At 56.9% G+C, this 26,611-nt stretch carries 14 protein-coding genes; 11 read left to right on the top strand and 3 right to left on the bottom strand.

Annotated features, from left to right (window positions below; translation table 11 throughout):
- The first annotated feature begins 72 nt into the window (after window positions 1-72).
- On the top strand, window positions 73-1,557 hold the full coding sequence (locus VK574_RS00320) for a glycoside hydrolase family 28 protein (protein ID WP_472797763.1): 1,485 nt from the start codon (window positions 73-75) through the stop codon (window positions 1,555-1,557).
- Window positions 1,558-1,608: 51 nt separating this feature from the next.
- Here VK574_RS00320 and VK574_RS00315 read toward each other — a convergent pair whose 3' ends face one another.
- Window positions 1,609-4,275 carry an alkaline phosphatase family protein gene (locus tag VK574_RS00315; RefSeq protein WP_472797762.1) on the bottom strand — a complete coding sequence of 889 codons (2,667 nt, stop codon included), beginning with the start codon at window positions 4,273-4,275 and terminating at the stop codon, window positions 1,609-1,611.
- Between the two features lie 217 nt (window positions 4,276-4,492).
- Window positions 4,493-5,623: a chitobiase/beta-hexosaminidase C-terminal domain-containing protein gene (locus VK574_RS00310; protein ID WP_472797761.1), complete on the bottom strand. Its 1,131-nt coding sequence runs from the start codon at window positions 5,621-5,623 to the stop codon at window positions 4,493-4,495.
- A gap of 470 nt (window positions 5,624-6,093) precedes the next feature.
- Here VK574_RS00310 and VK574_RS00305 point away from each other — a divergent pair, with 470 nt between their 5' ends.
- The 7 genes from VK574_RS00305 (at window position 6,094) to VK574_RS00275 (ending at window position 20,356) form a co-directional block, all read left to right on the top strand.
- On the top strand, window positions 6,094-9,642 hold the full coding sequence (locus VK574_RS00305; RefSeq protein ID WP_472797760.1) for a chitobiase/beta-hexosaminidase C-terminal domain-containing protein: 3,549 nt from the start codon (window positions 6,094-6,096) through the stop codon (window positions 9,640-9,642).
- Between the two features lie 731 nt (window positions 9,643-10,373).
- On the top strand, window positions 10,374-11,885 hold the full coding sequence (locus VK574_RS00300; protein WP_472797759.1) for a chitobiase/beta-hexosaminidase C-terminal domain-containing protein: 1,512 nt from the start codon (window positions 10,374-10,376) through the stop codon (window positions 11,883-11,885).
- Between the two features lie 612 nt (window positions 11,886-12,497).
- Complete coding sequence (locus VK574_RS00295) at window positions 12,498-13,523, top strand: hypothetical protein (RefSeq protein ID WP_472797758.1); 1,026 nt, start codon at window positions 12,498-12,500, stop codon at window positions 13,521-13,523.
- Window positions 13,524-13,815: 292 nt separating this feature from the next.
- A complete protein-coding gene (locus VK574_RS00290) occupies window positions 13,816-14,163 on the top strand; it encodes a hypothetical protein (RefSeq protein WP_472797757.1) in 348 nt (115 codons plus the stop codon).
- Window positions 14,164-14,260: 97 nt separating this feature from the next.
- Entirely contained in the window at window positions 14,261-15,616 is a 1,356-nt protein-coding gene (locus tag VK574_RS00285) for a TolC family protein (RefSeq protein ID WP_472797756.1), read from the top strand.
- Window positions 15,609-17,186 (top strand): FixH family protein, encoded by a 1,578-nt coding sequence (locus tag VK574_RS00280; RefSeq protein ID WP_472797755.1) that lies wholly within the window; start codon window positions 15,609-15,611, stop codon window positions 17,184-17,186. Before VK574_RS00285 ends, VK574_RS00280 begins: the two co-directional genes overlap by 8 nt.
- Window positions 17,186-20,356, top strand: coding sequence for an efflux RND transporter permease subunit (locus VK574_RS00275; protein ID WP_472797754.1), 3,171 nt, complete (start codon window positions 17,186-17,188; stop codon window positions 20,354-20,356). Before VK574_RS00280 ends, VK574_RS00275 begins: the two co-directional genes overlap by 1 nt.
- Before the next feature lie 163 nt (window positions 20,357-20,519).
- Here VK574_RS00275 and VK574_RS00270 read toward each other — a convergent pair whose 3' ends face one another.
- Complete coding sequence (locus VK574_RS00270) at window positions 20,520-20,699, bottom strand: hypothetical protein (protein WP_472797753.1); 180 nt, start codon at window positions 20,697-20,699, stop codon at window positions 20,520-20,522.
- A gap of 294 nt (window positions 20,700-20,993) precedes the next feature.
- On the opposite strand from VK574_RS00270, the gene VK574_RS00265 reads away from it, so the two are divergent.
- From VK574_RS00265 to VK574_RS00255, 3 genes are all read left to right on the top strand, one after another.
- The gene (locus VK574_RS00265) at window positions 20,994-23,822 is read left to right on the top strand and encodes a UPF0182 family membrane protein (protein ID WP_472797752.1); all 2,829 of its coding nucleotides are present in this window, start codon (window positions 20,994-20,996) and stop codon (window positions 23,820-23,822) included.
- 299 nt (window positions 23,823-24,121) lie between these two features.
- Complete coding sequence (locus tag VK574_RS00260) at window positions 24,122-25,426, top strand: glucoamylase family protein (protein WP_472797751.1); 1,305 nt, start codon at window positions 24,122-24,124, stop codon at window positions 25,424-25,426.
- 33 nt (window positions 25,427-25,459) lie between these two features.
- Window positions 25,460-26,557 carry a LacI family DNA-binding transcriptional regulator gene (locus VK574_RS00255; RefSeq protein WP_472797749.1) on the top strand — a complete coding sequence of 366 codons (1,098 nt, stop codon included), beginning with the start codon at window positions 25,460-25,462 and terminating at the stop codon, window positions 26,555-26,557.
- The last annotated feature ends 54 nt before the right edge of the window (window positions 26,558-26,611 follow it).

Here is a 26,611-nt window from a genome sequence, read left to right as displayed (position 1 = left end):
CGCAGATCGAAAACCCGTTTGCAACGTACATCCCGAGGAACGTTTTACAGAATCTAACCCGGCGGGGTTCCCATGCTGAGAAGAGATTTTCTCTCCACCGTGCCGTTCGCTTTGGGCGTCGCCGCTACCGGAAATGGGTTTTCACAGTTTGCTCAGGCGTCAAAGAGCATTCTGGAATTCGGAGCTAAGCCCGATGGCAGAACGCTGAACACGCGGGCCATCCAACGCGCGATCGATGACGTCTTCCGCGCCGGCGGCGGAACGGTAAACGTTCCGGAAGGTACCTTTCTCACTGGCAGAATCGAACTGAAGGCCCGCGTGACTCTGAACCTGCAAACAGGCTCAACGCTTCTTGGAAGCACGTCGATCAATGACTATAACGCCGAGAGCGGATCGTCTCACAACAACCCTCGACACTTGATCTTCGCGCAGGATGCTGACGACGTGACCCTGACCGGCCCCGGAAGAATCGACGGGCAGGGACCGAGCTTCTGGGAGCCCTCCGGCCGTGCGCCTTTGCCGCCCGATGAAGAATGGGCCGATGTTGCCTCGCATTCGTTAGCGCCCAAAAAAAGCGGGCGTCCGAGCCCCATGCTCGAGTTCATTAACTGCCAACGATTGAAAATCAAGGGCGTGCACATTGAGAACGCCCCGGGATGGACCCTGAGAACCGTGAACTCCGACAACGTCGAAATTCGCGGAGTGAGCATCAAGAATCCGACCGTTGGCCCCAACACCGACGGAATGGATATCACCGGATGTCAGAACGTACTGATCACCGATTGCGTGGTGGATACAGGCGACGACGCCATCTGCCTGAAAAGTGAAAACCCGTTCGGGCCTGAACCGCGCCTTCTCAAGAACATCGAAGTCACCAACTGCACGCTCACGACATGTTGCAACGGATTCAAGCTCGGCACCTCGTCCGAGGGCGGATTTGAAAACATCAAGTTCTCGAATTCCATTGTCCGCAATGGCCCAGTTCCGTTCAGAGAGCGAGTCATCTCCGGCATCGCGCTCGAGGTGGTGGATGGCGGTTGGATCGACGGAGTTGAAGTCACAGGAATCCGGATGGAGCGGACGCGCACGGCGATTTTTATCCGTCTGGAAAACCGCAAGCATGCGCGCGATAATCCGCAACACGGCATCCGGAATGTGAGCATCGAAAATGTTCAGGCGACTGAGGCGCTGCTGGCAAGTTCAATCACCGGCCTGCCGGGTATGAGTGTCCAGGACGTAACACTCTCCCACATTCAGGTCCAGAACGTGCTTCCCGCACGCCCGGAATCGATTAGCCGCTCGGTACCCGAAAAAGAGAGCGCGTATCCCGAAGCGCGCATGTTCGGCATGCTGCCTGCATCCGGGCTGTACGTTCGCCACGTTCGGAACCTGCACCTGAATGATCTTGTCTTCACTGCGACCGCCGGAGAAGCACGCCCTGCGGTCATCTTCGACGATGTGGATGGTGCTCAAGTGCACGGTCTCACGAGTGCTCCGGCCCAGCGTGGAACTCCGATCCTGGAACAGATCGGCTCGCGCGACGTGCAGATTTTGTAAACTCAATCATCGATTGCAAAGCATCGAGGACGCGATCGTCTGCATACCGATTCAGGGACCGATACTAGCCGGCGTGCACGGATCGTGCCCCAACGATTGGACACTGACCGGAGCGGGCGGTGACGGCGGCGTAGCCCATGGATCGTTGGTGAAGTCGAAAAAGTCGAGCAGGTTGGGCTGCGCGCCATCATGCGGAGTTAGTTGTGCAGAGCTCCCGATGAACCGATTCTCCACGAATTTGATTACGGCCGTGTGATCCATGGGAATGTGGGAGACATAGTGCCGTCGCGTGAACGGCGAAATCACTATATTTGGCACGCGGAAGCCGAGCTGCGCACTGAATCCCTGTAGAGCCGCCGCGTCCGCCGGGTTGGCCCCGGGGTCAGTGGTTCCAAGATCGCAATGGAGAGTGGGCACCCCGCCCGCAGGTACGCATGGGAAGTAGCTATCTGCGTTGACGGCTATCTGTGCGATATCCGGAATCGTTCCCAGCGATGCATCTGTGAAATCGTTTGAGTGCCCCGGCACCGGTGGAACGTGATCGTAAGGGCCCCCACCCTCGTCGTAACTCAGGAAGAAGACCGAGTCTTTCCATTCACTGCTCGCCATCAGTGAATTCACGATATTCGACACCTGTGCCTGCCCATTCAGAATCGACTGCCCTGAACCTGGATGCTCATCATTGTGGCCATAGCCCGCCTCGATGAAAACAAAACTGGCAAGCGTGCCGTTGGTCAAATCGGTAAAGTAGGTCGATATCGGAGCAATATGTGTTGGGTCGATGCAGAAAGAATTGGACGAGTCGCCAACCACGCTCGATGGCTGTGTGGGAGCTTTGCAAACAGCGCCCGTCGGATTCTCATAGATATAGCGGAACGAGTAAGTCAGGTTGGAGAAGTGAATGGCAGGGTATGCGCTGCTGCCCGTTGCGAGGCAGTCATCTTCATCGAGACAGAGACCCTCGGTTACCGTGTAGTAGATCTTCCAGGTAACGTTCGCCTGGTCAAGCTCCTGAAATATGTTATTGATGTCGAGTTGATCAAGGTGATCGTTTCCGCCAGGATCCTTCACAAGCCCTTGTGTTGTGCCGCCCGTGAATGTAGCCAACCTGTTGGGGACACTCTTGCTCGCAATCGGCGAGAACCAGCGATCTGATATCGCGAATTGCGAAGCCATGTAGTAGTAGTAGTTCAGGAAATCCTGGTCATAGTAACCCATGGCTCGTTGGCCAGTCAGGTCCGTAAAGCTCCCGGAACAGGTCGCTCCGGGCAAGGAGCAGCTCTTTGCAAACCCTTCACCGTCGTGAACAAAGCCGCTCATCTGAATGGGACGCGTCGCAAGGAAGTTATACCGGTTTACGTCGCCATAACTTGACAGCCAGTCAGACGATTCGTCGTCAACACAGGTACTCGTGAACTTGAAAAGCGGAAATGCCGTGCCTTCATCGTCAAGATTGCTGATCGTCGTCAGCTTGTCATCAATTCCATCAACTTGATAGGTAACCCCGTCATCCCCCACATTCCAGTGATTGGCTACGCGGTAAGGGTTCAGCATCCCAAAATAGTTATCGAACGAATGGTTTTCCTGGAGCATGAAGATGACATGATCGATCGATTGAACACTGCCCTCAGGCGTTACTGTAACCGTCGTGGCCGCACTCGCATTACCCGCGGTTCCGGTCGCAGTCGCTGTATATGTCGTCGTGGTCGAAGGTGTCACCGCTTGTTTTCCGCCCGAGGACGAAAGCGTATACGAACTTCCATCAGAACCGCTGATCGCTACCGCGGTTGAATTCGTTGCGGTCACCGTCAGTGTGGACGAATTGCCGGCAACGACAGTTGTCGGGTCTGCCGTGATGGTCACGGTCGGCGCCGGATTTGCAGAAACTGTCACGGTCGCCGCGGCTGTTGCGGTTCCACCTGCTCCAGTGGCATTGGCGGTGTATGTAGTTGTTGCAGACGGGCTCACCGTCTGCGTCCCCCCACTGGCCACAAGAGTGTACGAAGTCCCGTCGCTCCCCGAGATCGTGACTTGCGTCGCATTCACCGCGGTAACAGTAAGCGTGGAGGAATTCCCTGACGTGATGGCGCTCGGATTCGCGCTGATTTGCACGGTTGGAGCGGGGTTTGGCGTCACGGTGACGGTCACAGACGCTGCTACTTTTCCTCCAGCACCGGTTGCAGTTGCCGTGTAGGTCGTCGTGGATCCCGGACTTACGGCCTGGGTACCTCCGGTCACCTGCAATGTATAAGTGCTCCCATCCGATCCGGTGATGACAACCGCGGTTGCGTTGGTGGCACTTACTGTCAGAATTGAAGAGCTTCCGGCAGAGATCGAAGTGGAACTTGCGGTGATACTGACCGTTGGGGGAGGGTTCGATGCGGCACTTACCGTCACTGTAACTGTGGCGGTTACATTCCCCGTGGATCCGGTCGCAACCGCGGTATAAGTCGTAGTGGCCGCAGGGCTCACAGTCTGCGTTCCGCCAGTTGCTGATAGGTTGTAGGAACTCCCGTCAGAACCCGTGATCTGAACGCTTAGTGCATTTGTCGCGCTGACGGTCAACGTTGTTGAACTTCCGGCGGTGATTGAGGAAGAGGATGCAGCAATATTTACTGTTGCGGCCTGAGGCGGATTGTTCTGATGTACGGAGGCGCAGCCGAATATCCCCAAAAAGAGGAGGCTTATGAATACACGGATCGTCAGGGCCCTTGTCATACGGTTATCCAAAAAGTCGTTCCCCCGGCGCGCACACTCCAACGCTGAAGCCCAAGGCATACGGTCCAAGGCTCCTCATGCGCTATGCAGTTTTTTGTGAAAACATCGCGAACGCGTGAACTCGGTTCCCTCCGATCACCGAGCCAACATCACACACACATGATGCAAGTCTTTTGATGACAGGATAGGGGTCGTGGTTGCCCGATGGCGGGCCCGGCTAGTCTGCGATCCTGAATATCCCGGTAACTACGGAGCTTTGATTCTTGCCCTCCGCAGTAGCGAACGCTTTGATGGTCAATGCCGTTCCCTTCACCATGATTGGCGCGGTGTATACCGGTGAGAACGTGAGCGGCTGCGATCCGTCGACCGTGAAGTGGATCGTTGCGCCGGGCGTATCGCACCGCAAAGTCACTGCGGTGTCACCTTGAAACAGTCCGGGCTTAGGCGTGAAAACAGGTTCTGCCACTTCTCCAGAACGAGTCTTCTGACTGCTCGGAGAGACGGAGAGAGTGTGAGGGATTTGAGGGTTGATGTCCAGCACCAAAGCCTCCAGATAGGCTCTCTGAAAGTCATGCATGGGCCATCCCTGATAGTCACCATTCCAATCCTCCATCCGTGCTTTCGCATCGCGGAACGAATCTCGTATGATCGCGCCCTGCGGCTGCTTCACTCCGGCAATCAGGAGATCAACACGGGGCGTATTGAGACGATCAGCAATGATCACGTCGTACAATCCCGGCGACTGAATGTCAAGGATGACGGAAGCCCCTTTCTTGTCGAACGTTTTACGAATCGGAAGCGCATCGCCATGGCCGAGCGCGTGAGCCGTGTAGGTGTATTGGCCATCGGGGAGAGCCGCGACCAGACCGGTGACTTCGACCCGAGCCTGCGCATCGAGCATCGCTACGGCTTCGTCGCGCGGAAGCGAGGACTCTTGGCGGAGTGCGGACTCCGGCTCCCGGCTTGTTCCCGCCAGGGCCGCATGAATGCGCCACATCATGCTTACTGCCTTCGGATCGGGTCTGCGATAAAGTGACGGCACGCGAAAACCTCGACCGCAATCTTCTGCCTGGAAGCACTCGTACAGTATGCGTTGACCGTCAGGAAGAAGAATCGTAATTGAATGCGCAGGAGATCCCGTAATCGGCCAAAGAAGGGACCCCGGCTTGACTGCATCACCCGTCTGAACTGGGCTTGCCTGGCCATCAACACGCCACAGTCCCTTGACCTGCCAGGCAACGCCCAGCGGAATCTCCGGTGCGCTTTGAGCGCTCACAACTGTCGCAAGAGCGATCCACAGCAGCAGCAAATACCAGCCCCAATCGACGAATAGGCAAGTTATTGCCAAACCGCATACACGAGTAGACCTTCTGATCGATCCGGCAGATTGCATACCGGATATTCTGCCGGAAGACAGGTTCAAAAGTCGATACGGCGCCAAAAGCAACCGCCGCGTGCAGACAACCATCTTACAACTAGCTCCCTTTTAGTAGGGGAGCGGGACCTTTCGAGAAAACTCCACTTTGCTCTCTCACGGTATTTTCATCAGTTGGCAAACCAGGGAAGTCCAGCGACGAAGAGTATTAGTGCGGTGTTCCCGCGTTCAATACGCGAGATTCGATCACTAAGTCATCTCATTGCAGTGGCAGTTCAAGCCCCCGCATTCCGCGGGATTGCTGTTGTCCGCCTTTCATTTTCCTGGCGGACTTGTGTTCAGTCTATCTTCGGTGAAGGTGCGTCTGTATGGTTCAACGGGTCTGCCTGACTCCTGTTGCTCTTGCGAGTTCCCTCTGTTCAATGTATCTTTCCAGGCATTCGGTGCGGTTCGCTCGAATGCTGGCGATCGCCCTCATATGCACGCCGCTGACTGGCCTCATAGCCCAAACACCGACACCCGTTCCCGTTCTGACCTGGCGCTATGATCTGACGCACGCCGGCGGGAACACACAGGAAACGGCGCTTACCCAGGCGAACGTGAACACGCAATCGTTCGGCAAGTTGTTCTCGCTCCCGGTGGATAGCACGGTGTATGCACAGCCGCTTTATGTTCCAGCGCTGAAGATGAGCGATGGCCTTATCCATAACGTGCTCTTTGTTGCGACGGAGAATGACTCGATCTACGCCTTTGACGCTGATTCAAACGGCGGAGCCAATGCGGATCCTATCTGGCAAGTTAGCCTGCTTACCGCCGCCCATGGGGCGGGAGCCGGAGCCACGGCCGTACCCTGGGCAGATACCGGATCGCCCGACGTTGCGCCAACCGTTGGTATCACGGGCACACCGACAATCAATCCTTCAACAACCACGATGTACGTCGTCGCAAATACCAAAGAAAATGGCGCGTATTTCTCGCGTCTCCATGCGATCAATATCATTACCGGGGCCGAGCAACCGAACAGCCCCGCGAATATCACTGCAAGCGTCGCAGGCACAGGCAACGGAAGTGCGGGCGGACAACTCGCATTCAGCGCTCTTTGGGAGAACCAGCGCACGGCCCTGAATTACTACAACGGCTATGTATACTTCGGCTACGGCGCCCATGGTGACAACGGACCGTGGCATGGATGGTTGTTTGCATACAATGCAACCACGCTGGCACAAAGCGCGGCGCTGTGTCTCTCTCCGAACGGATCTGGTGCCGGAATCTGGGCATCAGGCGCAGGCATGCCCATTGATACAAGCACCCCCGGCGGACGAATGTTCGTTGCTACCGGTAACGGTACTCTTTCTACTTATCCTCCATTCAGCGCAAACACTGAGTTAGGCGAAAGTGTCGTCAACTTCAGTCTTGCCAATGGGGGCCTCACTGCAACCGACGCATTTACCTCGTTTAACTATCAAGCCCTGAACGCTCACGATTGGGACCAGGGGGCCGGCGGCGCGCTGATAGTGAATGAGTCAGGACCGAATCCGCATATCTTGATCCAGGCCGGCAAAGAAGGACGGATCCTGGTTCTGAACGCCGACAACCTTGGTGGCTATGATGCCGGGGCCACGTCGAACACCAATGCCCTTCAGGACATTTCTGACGTAATTCCTCAGGGAGTGGGATTTTGGAGCACGCCGGCATACTGGAACGGGCAAGTCTATCTGTGGGCCGAAAACAACGTTCCCATGATGTTCAGAATCGACCAGGGGGTGATGGACGGTTCGCCCGACAGCAAGTCGACTATCACGTCCGCCTTCCCCGACCCATCATTCTCAATCTCTTCCAACGGCACGCAGAATGGCATCGCCTGGGCAGTGCGGGCTGACCAGTTCAACACCAATGGACCAGCCGTGCTCTACGCATGGGACGCGAACGACCTGACCGAGACGCTTTACGAGAGCGACACAAATGCAGCACGCGACGCTGCCGGTCCCGCCAACAAGTTCTCCATCCCCGTGGTTACGAACGGCAAGGTGTACGTAGCTGCACACGGAGAGGTAGACATCTACGGGCTCTTCAACGGCGAGGCGAGTGCTGCGGCACCCGTCATCAATCCCAATGGCGGAACCTTCTCGACGAGCCAGAGCGTCCAGATTTCCAGTTCCACTCCATCGTCGACGATCTTCTACACCGTCGACGGAACAACGCCGACACCAACATCGGCACAGTACACGGCGCCAATCGCGATCAGCACCGACACAACCCTCCAGGCTATTGCGAGCGCTCCGGGATATATCCAGAGCGGCATAACCAGCGCGACCTTTACTTTCACGAATCAGACACCGCCGATCACCTTCGCGCCGGCTGCCGGAACCTATCTCGCCGCGCAAACAGTAGCCCTTACGGATGCGGATACAAGCGCAAAGATTTACTACACCACCGACGGCAGCGCACCGTCCTCCTCTTCGACTCTGTATACGGCCCCGATCCAGATTTCGGTTTCCGAGATAATCAAAGCAGTCGCCATTGATCCAACTTTGCAGAACAGCAATATTGGGACCGCTGCGTATGTGATCCAGAACGGCGGAAACTCGATTAACTTCGGGAACGGCTTCTCTTCGACTGCAGGCCTGACCCTGAACGGCAGCGCTGTTGCCGACAATGACACTCGCCTGCAATTAACCAATGGAGGAGTGGCGCAGGCGGGAAGCGTCTTCTGGAACGCTCCAATCAACATACAGGCCTTTACAACTAATTTCGAGTTTCAGTTGTCGAATGCGCAAGGAAACGGCTTCACCTTCACAATCCAGAACATGGGACCGACGGCCCTCGGTGGAAACTCCGCCGGCCTCGGCTATCAGGATATTCTGAACAGTGTCGCCGTCAAGTTCAACTTCTATAACTATAACAACGAAGGAAGCGATTCTACGGGTGTGTACACCGACGGCGAACCGCCCGTGCTTCCCACGGTGGATATAAGTCCGAGCGGCATCCAATTAGGCAGCGGCGACTCGATTCAGGCGACAATAACCTATGACGGAACTACTCTTACCTTGAACCTTCACGACCTTGTAACCAACGATACCTTTACAATGTCGCAAGCAATCAACGTCCCTCAGGTTGTGGGCGGCAACACAGCCTATGTCGGCTTCACGGGAGGCACCGGCGGACTATCAGCAAGTCAGAAGATTCTTAGCTGGACGTACAGCACGCAATCCGTGCCGCCAACATTTGCGCCGCCGGCGGGTACCTACGGTGGAACACAGAACGTTGCACTCGGCAGTGCAACATCTGACGCCACGATTTACTACACCACGGATGGCTCGACTCCCACGGGTCAGTCGAACAAGTATTCAGGCCCCATTGCGGTTGCTTCGTCCGAAACCATCAACAGCATTGCGATCAGTCCGACAGTCGGCAGCAGCAATACCGTCAGCGCGGCCTATGTGATTCAAGGGACGACAGCTCCGTCATCGTTCAGCTTGACTGGGGACTCGATTCCGGCCATCGTGGCAGGTGGTTCAGCGTCTTCAACTATCACAATCACCCCATCCGGAGGATTTACCGGTAGCGTGACTCTCGCTTGCGGAATCAGCAGCAGTCCAGCGGGAGCTGTCGCTCAACCCACCTGCTCCGTCTCCCAGCCAGCTGCCATCTCGGGCATCCAACCGGTGACTTCCAAGCTCACCATCAACACTACGTCCGCCTCCACCGCGGCGCTTCATCGGCCCATGCGCCCAATCGTCAAGTTAGGCGAAGGAACGCTGGTGGCCATCCTGCTCTTCTGGATCCCCTTCCGTCGCCGCAAGTTGCAAACGATGTTTGGATTGCTGTTGTTGGCCACACTCGCTGCTGTGGCCAGCGGATGCGGTGTCAGTAAATCTATAGTCACAACTCAGGGCGGCGGCGCCACCACGACAGGGGCCTATACCATCACCGTTACGGGCACGAGCGGCTCTATGCAATCAACCATGAATGTCTCCGTCACCGTGCAGTAGAAAAGCGAAAGCGTACCGTACGATCGGGAATTTATTGGACCTTGGTAACGTCGGCTCATGGGATTCCGCAAAATGAGTCAGCGTTGCCAGGGTCCTCGTTCATTTATGGGACCTTTGGGTTGTTGCAAATTAAGAAGTTATCCGACCGCAATAGTCGGCAAAACCTAAGTAATGCGGTGTGTGATTTAGGTCACCGATTCACAACTATTCCCCTCCTATACTGACATTCAAATAATTCACTTAATTCAACCCTGCACGGCACATCGTGATGTTAAGGCGTCTCGAGCTCTGTATGGGTTACCCAACGACATGCACGTCGACGCTGGGTAGGGCGCACTCAATGTGGCTCAGAGTTAAAAAACGATCGGCGAGCATCCGTAGAACGAGCAATCCATCTGGACCACGATCCAGCCTGGGACAGATGCCGACCTCAAGTGCGCAATTGTCCGGCCTTCCAAGGTGGGAGTGTTCTCACCGACGGCTATTCCTCAAACTCTGCGATCCATCGGGCGCAGCCATTTGGCGCCCACACCGATTCGTTTTTCTCACTCGCAGGTTCCGCGATGTGCTGCAAACCGAGTACTGGAGAGGCTTGAGTCATACCGTGACCTTATGTTCACTCGTTTCGTTGAACCATAAGAGTCGCTTTCTCGATGCCTTTCGAATCGTGAAGCAATCCGCAATCGGGGATGCCTCTACGAGTACTCGCCATCCTGATTTGAGGAATGTCCATGAAGACTCGCCTTTTTGCAATGCTCGCTCTCGCCGTGTCAACTATCCCGGTGTCAGCCATTACAGTCGTTACGCCTTCCAACGGTGCAGTGTTAACTTCACCCTTCAAGTTGGTGGCAAGCACCAGCACATGCGGCGGAGTCCCCGCTGTCTCGATGGGCTACTCGATCGATCACAACACGGCAATCATTCAATCCACATCATTCAGTGCCACCGTCGTTGCCAGCCCCGGGCCACACGTTCTCCACGTGAAATGCTGGGGCAAGCAAGTTAACGCCCAGGTGCTTTATAACATTACAATCGTTGCCGCAACTACCAATATCTCCGTGGCCAGTCCTGCAAACGGCGCGACGTTGAACTCGCCGTTCACCCTGGTCGCAAGCTCAAAGACATGCGCTTCAGTACCGACCGTCTCCATGGGCTACTCGATCGATAGCGGAACCGCAACCATCGAGCCTACTTCCTTCACCGCCTCAGTCTCCGCAAGCTCGGGTACACACACGTTGCATGTGAAGTGCTGGGGCCAGAACGCCGCGGATCAAGTCCTCCTCAGCATCAAAGTGGGGTCAATGCCCGCTGCGGCAACGCCCGGGTTCTCGCTCGCGCCGGGGCAATACACAACAAAGCAATATGTATCGCTGTCAGATCAAACGGCGGGCTCGACGATCCACTACACCCTCGACGGTTCCGGCCCATCTGCATCATCGCCTGTTTACGGTGGCCCCATCCTCGTGGGGAATTCAATGACGGTGCAAGCATTGGCTGTAGCTTCGGGTTATGCAACCAGCGGCATCGCGCGAGCGGACTACGGGATCGTCACTTCGAAAGGACCGTCGATCCCTTCAAACGCGATCAAAGTAGCCGGCGTGCAGTTAATGCCAAATTGGAGAGTCAAACACGATCCAGCCACACCGGGCACATCGACGGGTGTGATGACAGAAGTTGCAGATCCTTCGCTGAGCGGACTGGCGCAGAGGTTCGACACCAGTTTCACCAATGGCGGCGGAGAACTCTACTCCCTCACCTACGCGAAAGATGCAGCGCCAATGAACTTCGTCTATGATGCTGAGGTCTATATCGAAGAAGGCAGCAAGATCATGAACCTCGAGATGGACAACAACCAGGTCATCCCCAACGGAGATACCGTCATCTTTGCGTTCCAGTGTGCCGGCGCCTCAAATACCTGGGAGTACAGTTCGAACGCCGGAACCCCAAGCCAGCCGGCGGTGAAATGGATTCGCTCAAGCGCTCCCTGCAACCCTCAAAATTGGACAGCGAATAAGTGGCACCATGTCCAGATCAGCTACTCTCGCGACAACGTCGGCAATGTCACTTACCACTCGGTGTGGCTTGACGGCGTTGAAACGCAGATCAACAAAACTGTGAATTCCGATTTCAGACTCGGATGGGCCGCCGGAGTTCTCATCGCCAACTTCCAGATCGATGGTCCGACACGCACAGACGGCTCTGCAACGCTCTATCTCGATAACTTCACCATGTACAGATGGTGAGTACTGCGCAACACAGAACCGCCAGATGACAGAGGCCTGCCGACGTTCTTTGAAGTAGCGAAAACGTTGGCGCAACCGAGTCCTCTGGCGGTTTCTACAAAGCGAAGCGAATCCCATGCAGCGCGTCAGATCCTGCCTATGCCCCATGACTTACCCACTGGTAGCTAATTTTTACGCGATCGCTGGGAACTTTTTGCACCATGCGGGTAATTCCTTCCAGAATGCACAAAACATTCAATTTCTGCACAAAAAAATGCGGAATCCTCGTTGTCGGATGCGAATGTTTATGAAAGTATTCCTAGAGACATATTTCAAAAGGTTGCCTGGGGCCATCAATATCCAAGTGAAATCGACACGTCAGTGAACGTTTGACGTCGATGTAGCTGTAAGTATTTCACTGAAGGATCTCAGATTAGGCCGGAATCGGCTCGGCACGCAGTTGCAAGCACATTGCGCGCCGTCATGCCGCGATCAGAGGTTGCTGAGTAGTTCGAAGTCGACGCTTTGCGCTTGCAACTCAGACATACCCACATACAACGAAAAACTTTCGGCTTCCCAGTTGAACGAGCATTCTGGGGCCGCCTAGAAGCACGCAACCGCAAAGGATAATCGATGAACCTTGCTCGGCGCTTCACCCTCGCCTCCGCACTTGCCCTCACTACGACTTTGCCCGCCATCGCCGGAGTAACAGTCAACAATCCTTCGAATAACACCGATGTCACGTCGCCTTTTACGTTGAACGCCTCGGCATCCACATGCTCATCATCCAGTGTCGTTACCATGGGCTATTCGTTCGACAGCAGCTCGGATACTACCGTCATTAAGGGTCAATCCATTGATACATCGATTTCATCTTCTACCGGCGGGCACACCCTGCATGTGAAAGCGTGGGGTCAGAACGGAGCCTCCTGCGTTACATCCATCTCCATCACCATCAAAGCGGGCAGCACCAGCGGTGAGTCGATTATCCCTTCGACTGCCGACATCGTCAGCCATATTCAGGCATTAAGCGGCTGGCAAGCTGTACATGATTCGGGAGGGCCCGGTTCATCAAGCGGCTCAACGGCGATCGTCAGTTCCCCGGCACTATATGGAAGCACACGAAAATACTCCGCTTCGTTCTCAAACAACGGGGACGTACGGTTTTCGAAATCATTCTCTGACAATGTCGACGCCAAGAACCTGTTCTACGATGCATGGGTATATCTCACGAGTTCTTCAAGCAAGATTGGCAACCTGGAGTTCGACGTGAATCAGGTAATGCCCAATGGCCAGACGGCGCTGATTGGATTCCAGTGCGACGGCTACTCGGGGGAATGGGCTTACAACGTCAACAAGGGGTCTGCGGGAAGTCCCAAGCCAGCCTGGGTCAGCAAGAGCGGCACCCATTGCAATCCGCGCAGTTGGTCGATCAATAAGTGGCACCACGTTCAGGCAAGCTTCTACCGCAGCAGCACCGGTACCGTCACCTATCATTCCGTCTGGCTCGATGGTGTTCAGACCACGTTGAACACGCAAGCGTTCGTTGCAGCCGATCTTGGATGGGCCCCGGTCGTCAACACCCAGTTCCAGATTGACGGGATTGGCAGTGGGAGTGTCACCGCCTACGTCGACAACCTTACGGTTTCGATGTGGTAACGAAATAGGAGAACGGCGGAAGGGTTTCTACCAAACTTCCGCCGTTTTTTTGTGCCATTTTCGCAGTCCGGAACTTTCCCGCCCTGTTTCAATCTTGAGATCCAGCCATCCACTTAAAAATCCCACCCTGATCGTGACAGCAGACCGACTCTAACCTGTCTCTATTCTTAGATTTAATGGTCTTGGCGCTTCACCCCCGAATTTCCCCCATTCGACCTGTGTGATTCAAATCACCGTCAATTGGCCCATGCAGACACCATATTCATAGCAAGGGCAGGTTTACACTGTGCATGTGGATAGGAAAAGCAGTTGGTTATTGCTGGCGATCATGCTGCTTTCGGCGGCTCTCCCCACTCTGGCCTGTCTCGCGACCGCGCGCCACTCAGCGTGCTGCCGGCAGATGATGCAGGATTGCGGGTCGTCCATCGCGATGGCTGACACCTGCTGCAAGATGCGCTCGACCGACACAAGCCTCCCTCCCGCGCTGGCATCGCAACCGGAAAGTAACGGCCTGTCGTCTCAAATCGTCGTTGCTGCCATTCTCGTGCCCGCTCCAGTGAACGGCGCAGCTCTTACTCCTTCGGCCAAGACGCCGCCCGGCGAACCCGCTTCGGGTCGCTCCTCCATCCTCAGAATCTAAGAACTCTCCTTCCGCATGCAATCAGGATTCGTGTGCCCGGCGCGACGTGCCGGGTGCGAATGAACTGGCCGGAATTCGTCCGGCCTTTGAGGGAGAGATGAAGACTCGAATTCTTCGAAATCTGGGGATAGGTGCGTTCAGCCTTGCGCTGGCGTTGCCTTTCTGCAATGCACAGACCCCAGTCGGTGCAACCGCGCTTAGCGAATTGAGCACGCTGATCGGCAACACACACGCCGCCACCACACCCGGGTCCGCGATCACGCTGGACGAAGTGGAGCGCATCGCGCTCGCTGAGAATCCCGAGATCGCCCTTGCAGCCCGAAAGGTCGCAGCCGCCGAGACGCACGTACCATTGGCAGGCGCGCTTGACGATCCGCAAGCCATGTATCGCGGATGGCAGGTGCCCCTGTCGCACCCTTATGACTACAACAGCGCGCAGAACATGTTCATGCTCGGGCAGTCCTTTCCCGGCCGTGGCAAGCGCGGATTGCGAACGACCATTGCGCAATCCGATGTTGATTTGGCAAAGGACGAACTGGAGCAGGCGCGCCTGCATGTGCGCGTGAATGCGCGCAAAGCGTTCTTCGAGATGCTTCATGCGCAGGATGAAATTCGCATCCACGATCAACATGTGGGGATCGCGCAGCAGGCAATTGAAGCCGCGCGCATCAAGTACAGCGTAGGCAAGATCCCGCAGGTCGAAATCCTCAAGGCGCAGCTCGCCCTCACGCGTCTGGCCGAACACATGATTAGGTTTGATCGCGATGGAGAAGTGGCCCGAGCCCACCTCAATACATTGATGGGCCGGCAACCCGCGACTCCAATCGAAGTTCAAGGCGACTATGCCGTCAACGCTCCGCTGCCAACGCTCGAGGCACTTCTATCCGTCGCAATGCAAGCGCGCCCTGACCTGGCTGAGGCCTTGGCTGCCGAAGCCAAGAGCCGCAAGGAACAAGACCTGGCCAAAAAGGCGATGGTGCCTGATTTCAGCGTCTCCGCCGGTTACATGCTCATGCCCTCTGGACAGAGCCCGCGCAACAACTACATGGTTGAGGGCTCAATGACCCTGCCTTGGCTCAACCGCAACAAACATGAGGCTGAAGTCAAAGAAGCCGCCGCATCTACTTCCGAAAAAGACGCTGAAGTCACGGCCATCAAAGCCGAGGCCCTTGGTCAGATTGAAGAATCCCTTGCCGAGGCACGCGCCGCACAGCGCCTGGCGCGTGTCTACCAGGACTCGCTGAAACCGCAGGCAGATCAGACGCTGCACGCCGCAGTCGTGGCTTATGAGAACGACCAGACCTCGTTCCTCGATCTGCTCGACAGCCAGATGACCGTGGTGGATGTCGACCTCGCATCCGTTGATGCTCTCGCTGATTTCAACATGAAGATGGCCGACCTTGAGATGGCCGTGGGCGCGCCGCTGACTGCGCGGGAGGTTCGAAATGACTGAAAAATCCTTAAAGAGCGCGTTTGCTGTGAGTGCGTTGCTGTGCTTATGTCTTGCCTCCGCTCTTGCATACGTACTTTGGCGTCACTGGACGCCGGCAACCTCGCAGACCGACGCTGGCCCGGTCGTGGCCCGCGGTCCCGAAACACCTGCGCAGAACGACGGCGGCGGCAAGCCTCAAGCCACAAACCCGGAAGAGCCCGCGCTCACGCCGATTCAAATCTCTCCGCAGCGCATGCAGGAGATCGGCGTCACCACGGCGGTCGTGGAAATGAAAGAAGTAAGCGACGAACTGCAGGCTCCGGGCAGCGTTGCGATTGATGAGCAGCGGATCTCGTATGTGCAGACCCGCTTTCCAGGTTGGATTCGCAATGTCTTTGCGAATGCGACGTATCAATACGTACGCAAGGGAGAGAAGCTTTTCACCATCTACAGTCCCGATCTCGTCAGCACCGAGCAGGAGTACCTGCTGGCGAAGAAGAACCAGAAAGCCGTCTCCGAGCATATGCATGGCATGCCGGCCGATGAAGGCAACTGGCTTTTGCAGGCCGCCACCGAACGTCTGCGCCGCTTCGATATACCCGAAGCAGAAATCGCGCAGCTTGACTCGAGCGGAACCGCGAATCGCGAAATCACAATCGAATCGCCGGCCTCCGGCTACATCACCGAGCGCAACGCGCTGCCCAACGCATATATACAACCCGAGACAAAGCTCTACACCATCGCCGATCTTTCCACCGTGTGGGTTTACGCCAACGTTCCTCAAACAGACATCGGCCGTCTCAAGCCGGGCGACCGCGCCCAAGTTTCGGTGGACGCGTATCCCGGACGCAAATTCAACGGCCGCATTGATCAAATCCTTCCTGATGTCGATCTCACCACGCGCACCGTGCGCGTGCGCCTCGTGATGAGCAACCCTGGGGTTGCATTAAAGCCCGGCATGTACGTCAATGTCGATATCGCCGCTCCACTGGGCCGCCAACTCGTCATCCCCGCTTCCGGTGTTCTGCAGGCCGGCTCGCGCCAGATCGCGTTCATCGATCGCGGCCAGGGTTCGTTGGAACCGCGCGAGATTGGAACCGGCCCCACGCTTGGCGATTCCATTGTGGTGCTCAAAGGACTCAAAGCAGGCGATCGCATCGTCAGTTCCGCCAATTTTCTCATTGATTCCGAGGCCCAGTTGCAGAGCGCAATCGGCAGCTTCGCTCCGGCACCACAACAAGCGGGGCCCGGTCCACAACAGGCAACCGCACAGTTGCAGATTGACTTCATCACCGAACCTAATCCCCCGCGAAAGGGAACGAATACCGTGCGCGTGCGGTTGACCAGCCCTGACGGCAAGCCCGTCAACGGAGTACAGGCAACTGTGTCCTTCTTCATGCCCGCAATGCCCGCCATGGGAATGGCCGCGCAACATGCCTCTGCATCTCTCACCGAAAAAGGTAACGGGAACTATGAATCGCCGATACACCTTGACGTAGGTGGAACCTGGCAGGTGACCATCTCGGTTCAGCGCGGCGGCAGCACGATTGCGACAAAGCAGTTCAGCGTGAGCGCGACGGGAGGCATGTAATGATCGCCCGAACCATCTCCTGGTGCGCGCGCAATCCGTTCCTTGTCATCGCGGCTGCAATTCTGCTCGCGGTCGCCGGTACCTGGTGCATGTCGCACGTGCCGCTCGACGCGCTACCCGACATCAGCGATGTCCAGGTCATCATCCACACCCAGTGGGCGGGAGAACCACCTAGCGTAATCGAAGATCAGGTGACGTACCCCATCGTCACCGCATTGCTCTCTGCGCCCCGCGTGCGCAACGTACGCGCACAGACGATGTTCGGCGACTCTTACGTTTTCGTAGTCTTTCAGGATGGCACTGATCTCTACTGGGCGCGTTCGCGTGTAACGGAGTATCTCCAGCAGATTGCCGGGAAATTGCCCGCGGATGTGCATCCGGCCATCGGTCCCGATGCAACCGGGGCCGGCTGGGTGTACGAGTACGCGCTCGTCGATCGCACCCATACGCGCAGCCTCGCAGATCTGCGTGCGCTACAGGACTGGTACCTTCGCTATCAGCTTCAAACCGTTCCGGGTGTCGCAGAAGTAGCGAGCATCGGTGGATTCGTACGCCAGTACCAGGTGAATCTGGATCCCAAAAAACTCTTCTCTTATGGCATTCCCGCATCCATGGTGATCGACAAAGTCCGCCAGAGCACCAACGAAGTGGGCGGCGATGTTCTTGAGATGGGCGGCGCCGAATACATGATCCGCGGAATGGGCTACGTGCGCACTCTCTCCGATCTCGAAAACGTGGCTGTCGCAACCAAAAACGGCACGCCAGTCCTGGTCCGCGATCTGGGCACGGTATCGTTTGGGCCCGGTGAACGGCGCGGCGCAGCCGACTGGCAGGGACAGGGCGAAACCGTAGGCGGCATCGTGGTGATGCGGGACGGCATGAATGCGCTCGACGTCATCCAGGCAGTGAAGCAGCGTTTTCGCGAGCTTGCACCGTCACTGCCTCCCGGCGTCGAAATCGATACCGGCTACGACCGTTCATGGCTCATCAACGAATCGATTCACACGCTCAAGCGGGACCTGATCCTCGAGGCCGTCATCGTCAGCTTCGTCAGCATCGCATTCCTCTTTCACTTTCGCTCCGCGCTGGTGCCCATTCTCACGTTGCCCATCGCCGTTGTCGCGGCGTTCATTCCCATGTACTACCTGCACGTCAGTTCGAACATCATGTCGCTCGGCGGCCTTGCGCTGGCAATCGGTGTGCTAATCGATGCAGCCATCGTCATGGTCGAAAACGGATATCGTCATCTCGCCGAACGCACCGAAACGCCAAGTGGCGAAGAGCGCCATCGCATCCTCGTCGGCGCAGCGCAACAAGTCGGCCCCGCTCTCTTCTATTCCCTCGTCATCATCGTTGTGTCATTCCTGCCCGTCTTTCTCCTCGAAGCGCAGGAGGGCCGCATGTTCCGCCCTCTCGCCTGGACAAAAACTCTGGCCCTCGTCTTCTCTTCCCTTCTCTCCATCACGCTTGTCCCCGCGCTCATGCCTCTCTGTCTTCGCGGAAAGCTTCGCCCCGAATCGCAAAATCCCGCCGCACGCATAACGCAGGCCATCTATCTGCCCGTCCTGCGCTGGTGCCTGAGGCACTGGAAGCTGGTGGTGGTCCTGAATCTCGCTTTCCTCGCGGCGACCATTCCGCTCTACTTTCGTCTTGGCACCCAGTTCATGCCCGCGCTCTACGAGGGCTCATCGCTATACATGCCCAGCGCACTACCGGGAATCTCCGTCACGCAGGCTGTCACGCTCATGCAACAGCAGGATCGGATCATCAAGACTTTCCCTGAAGTTGAAACCGTCTTCGGTACCGTTGGCCGATCTGACAGCGCCACCGATAATGCCCCGCTCGATATGTACGACACCACCATCATGCTGAAGCCGCGCGAACAGTGGCGTCCCGGCATGACGTACGAAAAACTGATTCATGACATGGACGAGAAACTGCAATTTCCCGGGCTCACCAACACCTGGACCATGCCCGTGCAAAATCGCCTCGACATGGAGCTCACCGGCATCAAGACGTCTGTCGGCATCAAGATCCAGGGCCCCGATCTCGCACGCATCCAGGATATCGGCGCTCAGATGCAGCAGGCACTGGCAAGCATGTCCGACACCAGCGCTGTATTTGCAGAGCGCGTGTCGCAGGGTTTTTATCTTAACGTTGAAGTAAATCGTCCTGTGGCAGCGCGTTATGGTCTGACCGTCGCAGACGTTCAGCGCGTCATCAATTCCGAAATCGGCGGAGCCGACATCGCCGAAAATGTTGAAGGCCGTCAGCGTATTCCCATTGCTGTGCGCTATCAGCACGATTTTCGCGATAGCCCGCTGGCAATTGGCAAAGCTCTCATCCCTACCCCAACCGGCCAGCAAATTCCGATCAGCGAGGTCGCGCGCATTTCGTTTTCGCGCGGACCGGCAATGATCCGTGACGAAGACGGCGCATTGACCGGATACGTTTATTTGAACCTCAAGACCAACGACTATGGCGGCTACGTCGATCGTGCCACGCATCTGCTTGAAAAGAACATCGCACTGCCTCCGGGTTACACGTGGCACTGGGCCGGCGAATACGAATTTGAAGTCCGAGCCCGACAGCGACTCTTGATTATCCTTCCGGTTGTCTTCGTCGTGATCTTTCTGCTGCTTTATCTCGTTTTCAAATCAGTAGCGGAAGCGGCGATCCTGATTTTTCCCACGCTCTACGCGATGTCTGGCGGCTTGTTGCTGCAGTGGGCCCTGGGCTACAACTTCAGCGTTGCGGTCTGGGTCGGCTACATCGCGCTCTTCGGAATCGCCGTGGAAACGGGCGTCGTGATGGTGGTGTATCTTCACGAAGCCCTGGAGCATCGCCTCAAGACCGGCGGCCCCATCACCGAAGACGACCTCGAAAAAGCCACGATCGACGGCGCCGTCCAACGTCTGCGCCCCAAGCTCATGACCGTCACCGCGGTAGTGCTGAGCCTGGCGCCCATTCTCTGGGAATCGGGTATTGGCTCAGATGTGATGAAGCCCATCGCTGCGCCGATTCTCGGCGGAATGATCACGTCGACCATTCACGTCCTGATCCTCGTGCCGGTATTTTTCCTATTGATGAAGCGGCGAGATCTGCGCGCGGGACGCTTGACTGCGGTCAGGAGTCAAACTCCCGACGATCAATTGGCGGCAACCAGATAAATTGCAAAATGAATTCAATGTGACTCTGACAGGAGGGATCCGCGACCCCAGCGAGAGCCTCTTGGCGCTTGGGCGCTCCTCCCGCCATCCCCCGTTTGGGTACGAGGAACAGCAGGAAGACGAAATCAATTTCGGAAGGACGCAGGCCCCTTCGGGAACATCACTATCCCTGTTGGTCCTTGTGCTCTTCTTCCTTCTTTTCAATGAAGTTGGTAATGGCTTCTGTGCCTTCGAAGCCTGCTATGGCGGCGACTCCCTCGGTAATGATTCCAGCATTGGGATCGAGTTTCTTCACGCCCTCAACGGCGGCAAATGCTCCAGCAGCTTCTTCAAGTATGCCCATGACCTTCTCCTTATGTGGTTGAGTAGTTTCGAGAGTCCCGGGGACTGCCCCAGGCGGGAAGTCCCAAGCATACCACCGGGAATTGTGAGTAAATTCTTCAGTTGATGAAATTCCACCAATTTCGCCCCCGGCCCTGCTTCTGCATGCAGATCGGCCTGGCCCTCAAAAATGAATCCAGCGCGAATCAGCGCTGGTTGCAGGCACTCTGTCGCCTCACAACCTGCTCGCCCCTTTGGCCTTACAATTGCGCTTGCCGGATATTGAAGAATAATCTGCCGGCGAAAGCTGGTGAGAGTGATCCACGAACGCGTCGTATACCCCATTCGAGAAGAGCCGCCAATCAAGCCCCGCCGTGCCTTTCTTTGGATTATCCTGGCTTTCCTTGTCATCCTTTTCAGTGCCCGCACTTCGATCTCCTACTATGTCGACTCGCTCTGGTTTTCCTCCCTCGGCTACTCCGAGGTCTTCTGGAAAACACTCGATTTCAAGTGGATCGCATTCACAATTCCGACGGTGCTGACGTTTCTCATTCTGTTTGCATGGTTCTCGGCCCTTAGACGTGCATGCCGCGACGAACTGCACAGCGCCGGAACCATCGTTCTCGGCGGCCGCACATTCGAGCTTCCCGTCGATCTCGTCCTGCGGATCGGCTCTCTGATTGCTTCTGCGTTTTTTGCGCTGCTGGCCGGCGCAAGTTTCATGAGCGAGTGGACGCGGTTTGTTCTCTTCTGGTTTGCCGGAGCCGCCACAAACGGACCACGCGATCCCATCTTTGGAAAAAGCCTCGGTTTCTATTTCTTTACGTTGCCGGCGCTCCACTTTGTCTTCGGATGGCTCCTGATGATTGCCATCCTCGGTTGCGCGATCGCCGGGCTCTTTATCATGTTCACGGGCAGTTCGCAGCTCTTCCGGGAGGGCGCCTACGGATCTTCTCCGCATCCCTGGCGCGCTCTCTCCGCCTCTGTTTCATTTCTCCTCATCGTCGTTGCGATGCGAACCTGGCTGGGCCGTTTCGACACGATCCTCGCCGATCACACCGTATTCAGCGGCGTAACCTACACCGACGATCATCTGCTCCTCGGAGGATTGCTGGTCGTCTGCGCCGCGCTCCTCCTGGGAGCCGGCATCGCCGCAACAAACATTTTTGTTCGCCCGCGCGTAAGCCGCCTCCTCATATCCCCCGTGCCGGCTGTAGCTTGTTTTCTTGTTCTGCAGATCAGTACCTGGTATATGAGCAGCTTTATCGTCAAGCCTAACGAACTGGTTCGCGAGCAGCCGTTCATCGGCCACAACATTCAGTTCACCCGCCAGGCATTCAATCTCGATCAAGTCGCGCAACATGAGTTCCCCGCCGACATCACCGTTGAAGCCGCCGATGCCCAAAACAATCAAGCCACTCTCAAGAACATCCGTCTCTGGGACTGGCACGCTCTGCAGGATACCCTGCGCCAGATCCAGGAAATCCGCACCTACTACGACTTCCCCGACATCGACATTGACCGATACGAGATCAACGGCGAAGAACGCCAGGTGATGTTGGCGGCTCGCGAGTTGAATATCGAGAAGCTCCCCGAGAGCAGCCGCAATTGGATCAACGAGAAACTCATCTACACCCACGGCTACGGAATCACTATGAATCCCGTCAACGGGTTCACGTCGGAGGGCCTGCCGACGTTGATGTTGAGCAATATGCCCATCCAAAGCACTGTCCCGTCGATCCAGGTCAAACGTCCAGAGATCTACTTCGGCGAGCTCACCAACACGGATGTCTATGTCAATACGCGCCAGAAGGAGTTCGACTACCCCCAGGGCGAAACCAACAGCATGACGTCCTATGAAGGCACGGGCGGCATCGAGTTGGGATCGTTCCTGCGCCGTCTCCTGATCGCGTTCGATCGCGATGACCTCACGAAACTCCCCTTCAGCGACGACATCGACGCGCAGAGCCGGCTGCTGATGCGGCGGAATGTCCTGGAGCGCGTAAGGACGCTTGCTCCGTTCCTCACTTATGATTCCGATCCGTACATCGTGGTCGGCGATGACGGCAGGCTCTCGTGGATGCTCGATGCATTTACGACCTCTGACAGCTACCCCTACTCCACGCATTTCGGACTCGGCAACGACCAGATCAATTACATGCGGAACAGCGTGAAGGTGGTGATCGACGCCTACAACGGAGCCACAACTTTCTACGTCTTCGATCCCAGCGATCCGATCATTGCGACCTACCGCAACATCTTCCCGCAGCTTTTCAAAGATGCATCCCACATGCCCACCGACCTTCGCCGGCATGTGCGCTACCCCGAGTTGCTCCTGCGCCTGCAGGCCGCTGCCTACGGTCTCTATCACATGACGGATCCGGTCGTCTTTTATAACCGCGAAGATTTGTGGACCGTCGCCTCCGAGGTCGGCATGACGTCATCCGGCGACCAGGCTACGCAGCCGATGGATCCGAACTTCGTTCTGATGAAGCTCCCCGACGAGTCCTCGACCGAGTTCATCGAGATCCTGCCGTTCACGCCTTCGAATCGCAACAACCTGATTGGCTGGATCGCAGGCCGCAGCGATGGCGTGCATTACGGCACCTCCGTCGTCTACGACTTCCCCAAGACGCGCCTCGTCGACGGCCCGCTCCAGATAGAAGCGCGAATCGATCAGAACGCACAACTTTCCGGGCAGCTCAGCTTGTGGAACCAGCAGGGGTCGCGTGTACGCCGCGGCACCTTGCTCGTCATTCCGTGCGGCAAGGCTCTCATCTACGCCGAGCCCATCTACCTCCAGGCCGAGCGCAGTCCCATGCCCGAGTTGCGCCTCGTCGTGCTTGCCTTGCAGGATCGTCTCGCCTACGGTTCGACCTTCGAAGCCGCCCTCCGTTCCCTCTTCGGCGGAGAAGTCTCGAGCCTTGCCTCGGAATCAAATGCAAACGCACAGTCGTCCCCGGCGGCTCCTGCGGCAGCAAACTTGTCGGGAAAGCCTGACGATCTCAACGCGCTCATCCAAGGCGCCGCCAAAGATTTCGATGACTATCAGCGCCTCACTGCGCAGGGTAAGCTAAGCGAAGCCGGACAAAAACTGGAACAGCTAAAGACCAAGCTGAATACCCTCAACAGCAGGCGGAAATGACTGGACCCCGTGCAATTTGCTCAGCTCGACAGTGCGCGTTTCTCATGGCCAGTAAGTGCTGAAGCAGAGCACGCCGTTCGAAAGATGTTGACGGTGCAATTCTGCAAATGATAGAAATTGGCGGGTGCGCAATCGATTGCGCACCCAGGTTGAGCGCCCGTTGCCTTTGACCCCAATTGGCCTGTCGGATTCGAATACTGGGCTCGAACATTTCAAGTCAAGGATTAGGCTACTGAGTTTGCCGAGCGTTCACGACCCGCCTCGTCGCGGATCCGTCTGAGCAAAGCAGGAGGATTATCTTGAATCACGGTGCGCCGTTGACATCCATAACACGCCGCAAGGTCTTGCAATCACTTGCCGCTGCTGGCGGAAGCGCGCTCCTGCCTTCCAAACTCCTCGGCGCAGGTTCGTGGCAGCCGAAAAGCGGCGATCAAGCCTTCCTCGACGATCTCGAACGACAGGGCTGTCTCTTTTTCTGGGAGCAGGGCAGCGACAAGACCGGCCAGGTACTCGATCGCGCTCGCAATGACCTCAATGGCAGCCGCGACCCGCGCCGCATGGCCAGCATTGCCGCTACCGGCTTTGGCCTGACCGCGCTGTGCATCGCCGACAAGCGCGGCTACCTGCCGCATGCGCAGATCGTCGAACGCGTTCGAACCACACTCGATTGGCACCTGAACAAATTCCCCGAAGTCCATGGCTTTTACTATCACTTCAGCGACATCGAGACTGGCGAACCCGTCAAAGGCGTAGAGCTTTCCTCCATCGACACATCCCTACTGCTCTGCGGCGTCCTCACCGCGCGCGCGCACTTCAACGATCCAAAGATCAAATCACTCGCCAGCCAGATTTACGAACGCGTGGACTGGCCATGGATGCTCAACGGCGGGAAGACATTCTCCATGGGATGGCACTCCGATGCCGGTTTCCTCGATGCTCGCTGGGAACATTTCTGCGAACTCATGATGATCTATCTGCTGGCCATCGGTTCGCCAACGCATCCCGTCGGCGGCGAGTATTGGAAGAGCTGGACCCGTCCCGTCGTTCATTACAAGGATTTCAACTTCATCAGCGGCAACGATCCCATCTTCACGCACCAGTACTCGCACGCATGGTTCGATTTCCGTAATAAGCGCGACGCGTACACCAATTATTTTGAGAATTCCGTCATCGCAACCCGCGCGCACAAGGCGTTCTGCCTCTCCTATCCCAAGTGGTACAACGAAGACTACTGGGGGGTATCCGCGTCCGACTACCAGGGCGGCTACACGGCCTGGGGAGGGCCGCCGCCGCAGGGGCCGCTGGATGGAACCGTGGTTCCCAACGCTTCAGCGGGCTCGCTGGCCTTTGTGCCCGTCGACTGCATTGCCGTACAACGCGCCATGCGAGACAAGTGGGGCAAACAGGCGTGGGGACGCTACGGGTTTGTCGACGCCTTTCATCCCTCCGCGAACTGGTATGACACCGACGTTCTCGGCATCGATCAGGGCATCTCGGTCCTGATGGCAGAGAACCTCCGAACGGGCCTGGTTTGGGATACATTCATGCGCAACCCCGAAGCGACCACTGCAATGCAGCGCGCCGGATTCCACGCAACCGCATGATTGCGTATAAGACAATTCCGGAAGCAGGATGACTTGGCCAAAGTACCCATCAAGCCGATCACGCTGAAAGAGCTCGCTGCCATGCTCGAGCTCTCGCAGTCCACAGTCTCCCGCATCATCAACGGAGAAGCGACAGCGCACCGCATCGCCGAAGAAACCCAGCAGCGCGTTCTCCATGCTGCCGCCCTCAATGGCTACGTAGCCAACACCATGGCGCGGGGCCTGCGCCAGAAGCGCACCTACACCATCGGCGTCATCGTCCCCGAAATCAGCGAAGGCTACTCCACCACCGTCATCAGCGGCATCGAAGACGAGTTACTCAAGGACGGCTACTTTTACTTCGTCGCCAGCCACCGCCACCGGGACGATCTGCTCGAAGGCTATCCGCGCATGATGCTCGCGCGATCCGTAGAAGGCATCATCGCCGTCGACTCTTCCATGAGCGAGGATCTGCCGGTGCCGGTTGTTTCAATCTCCGGCCACGATCGCCGCGATGGGGTCATCAATATCGAGCTCGACCATGACCAGGCCGCGCACCTCGCACTTGCGCACTTGAAGTCTCTTGGCCATAAGCTGATCGCCTTCATCAAAGGCCAGGCATTCAGTTCTGACACCGTCCTGCGCTGGCAGGCTATCGTCCAGGCCGCACGCGATCTCCAAATTGAAATCGACGACCGCCTGGTGGTCCAGCTGCAAAGCCCCGAGCCCGGCCCTGATCCCGGACAGGAAATGACCCGGCAGCTTCTGCAAACGAATCATCCGTTCACCGCAATCTTCGCTTTCAACGACGTCACTGCCATCGGCGCCATCTCCGCATTGCGCGAAGCTGGCCTGCGCGTCCCCAAAGATATCTCCGTTCTAGGCTTTGACGACATCAAGGCTGCATCGATGCACCATCCGCCATTGACCACTATCCATCAGCCCCTCCGCAGCATGGGCCAGGTAGCGGCCAGCACTTTGCTCTCGCTTATCCGTAACGAGATCCCGCATCCACAACCCGAAGCAATCACCGTCTATCCCAAGCTCGTCGTGCGAAAATCCACGGGACACACGGCGCTGCACTCTGAAGCTGCCGCTCAAGGCGCTGAAGAACAGTCACCCGCTACGGGAAAGGACGAAGCGGCCAGCTGAATCTCCTCATCAAAAAATACTGGGCGGACACGTAGTCCGCCCAGTGCAATTGAA

Origin of the sequence: Occallatibacter sp., assembly GCF_035317045.1 — a bacterium.
Lineage (GTDB): Bacteria > Acidobacteriota > Terriglobia > Terriglobales > Acidobacteriaceae > Telmatobacter.
This window is presented reverse-complemented; position numbering and strand designations above follow the sequence as displayed.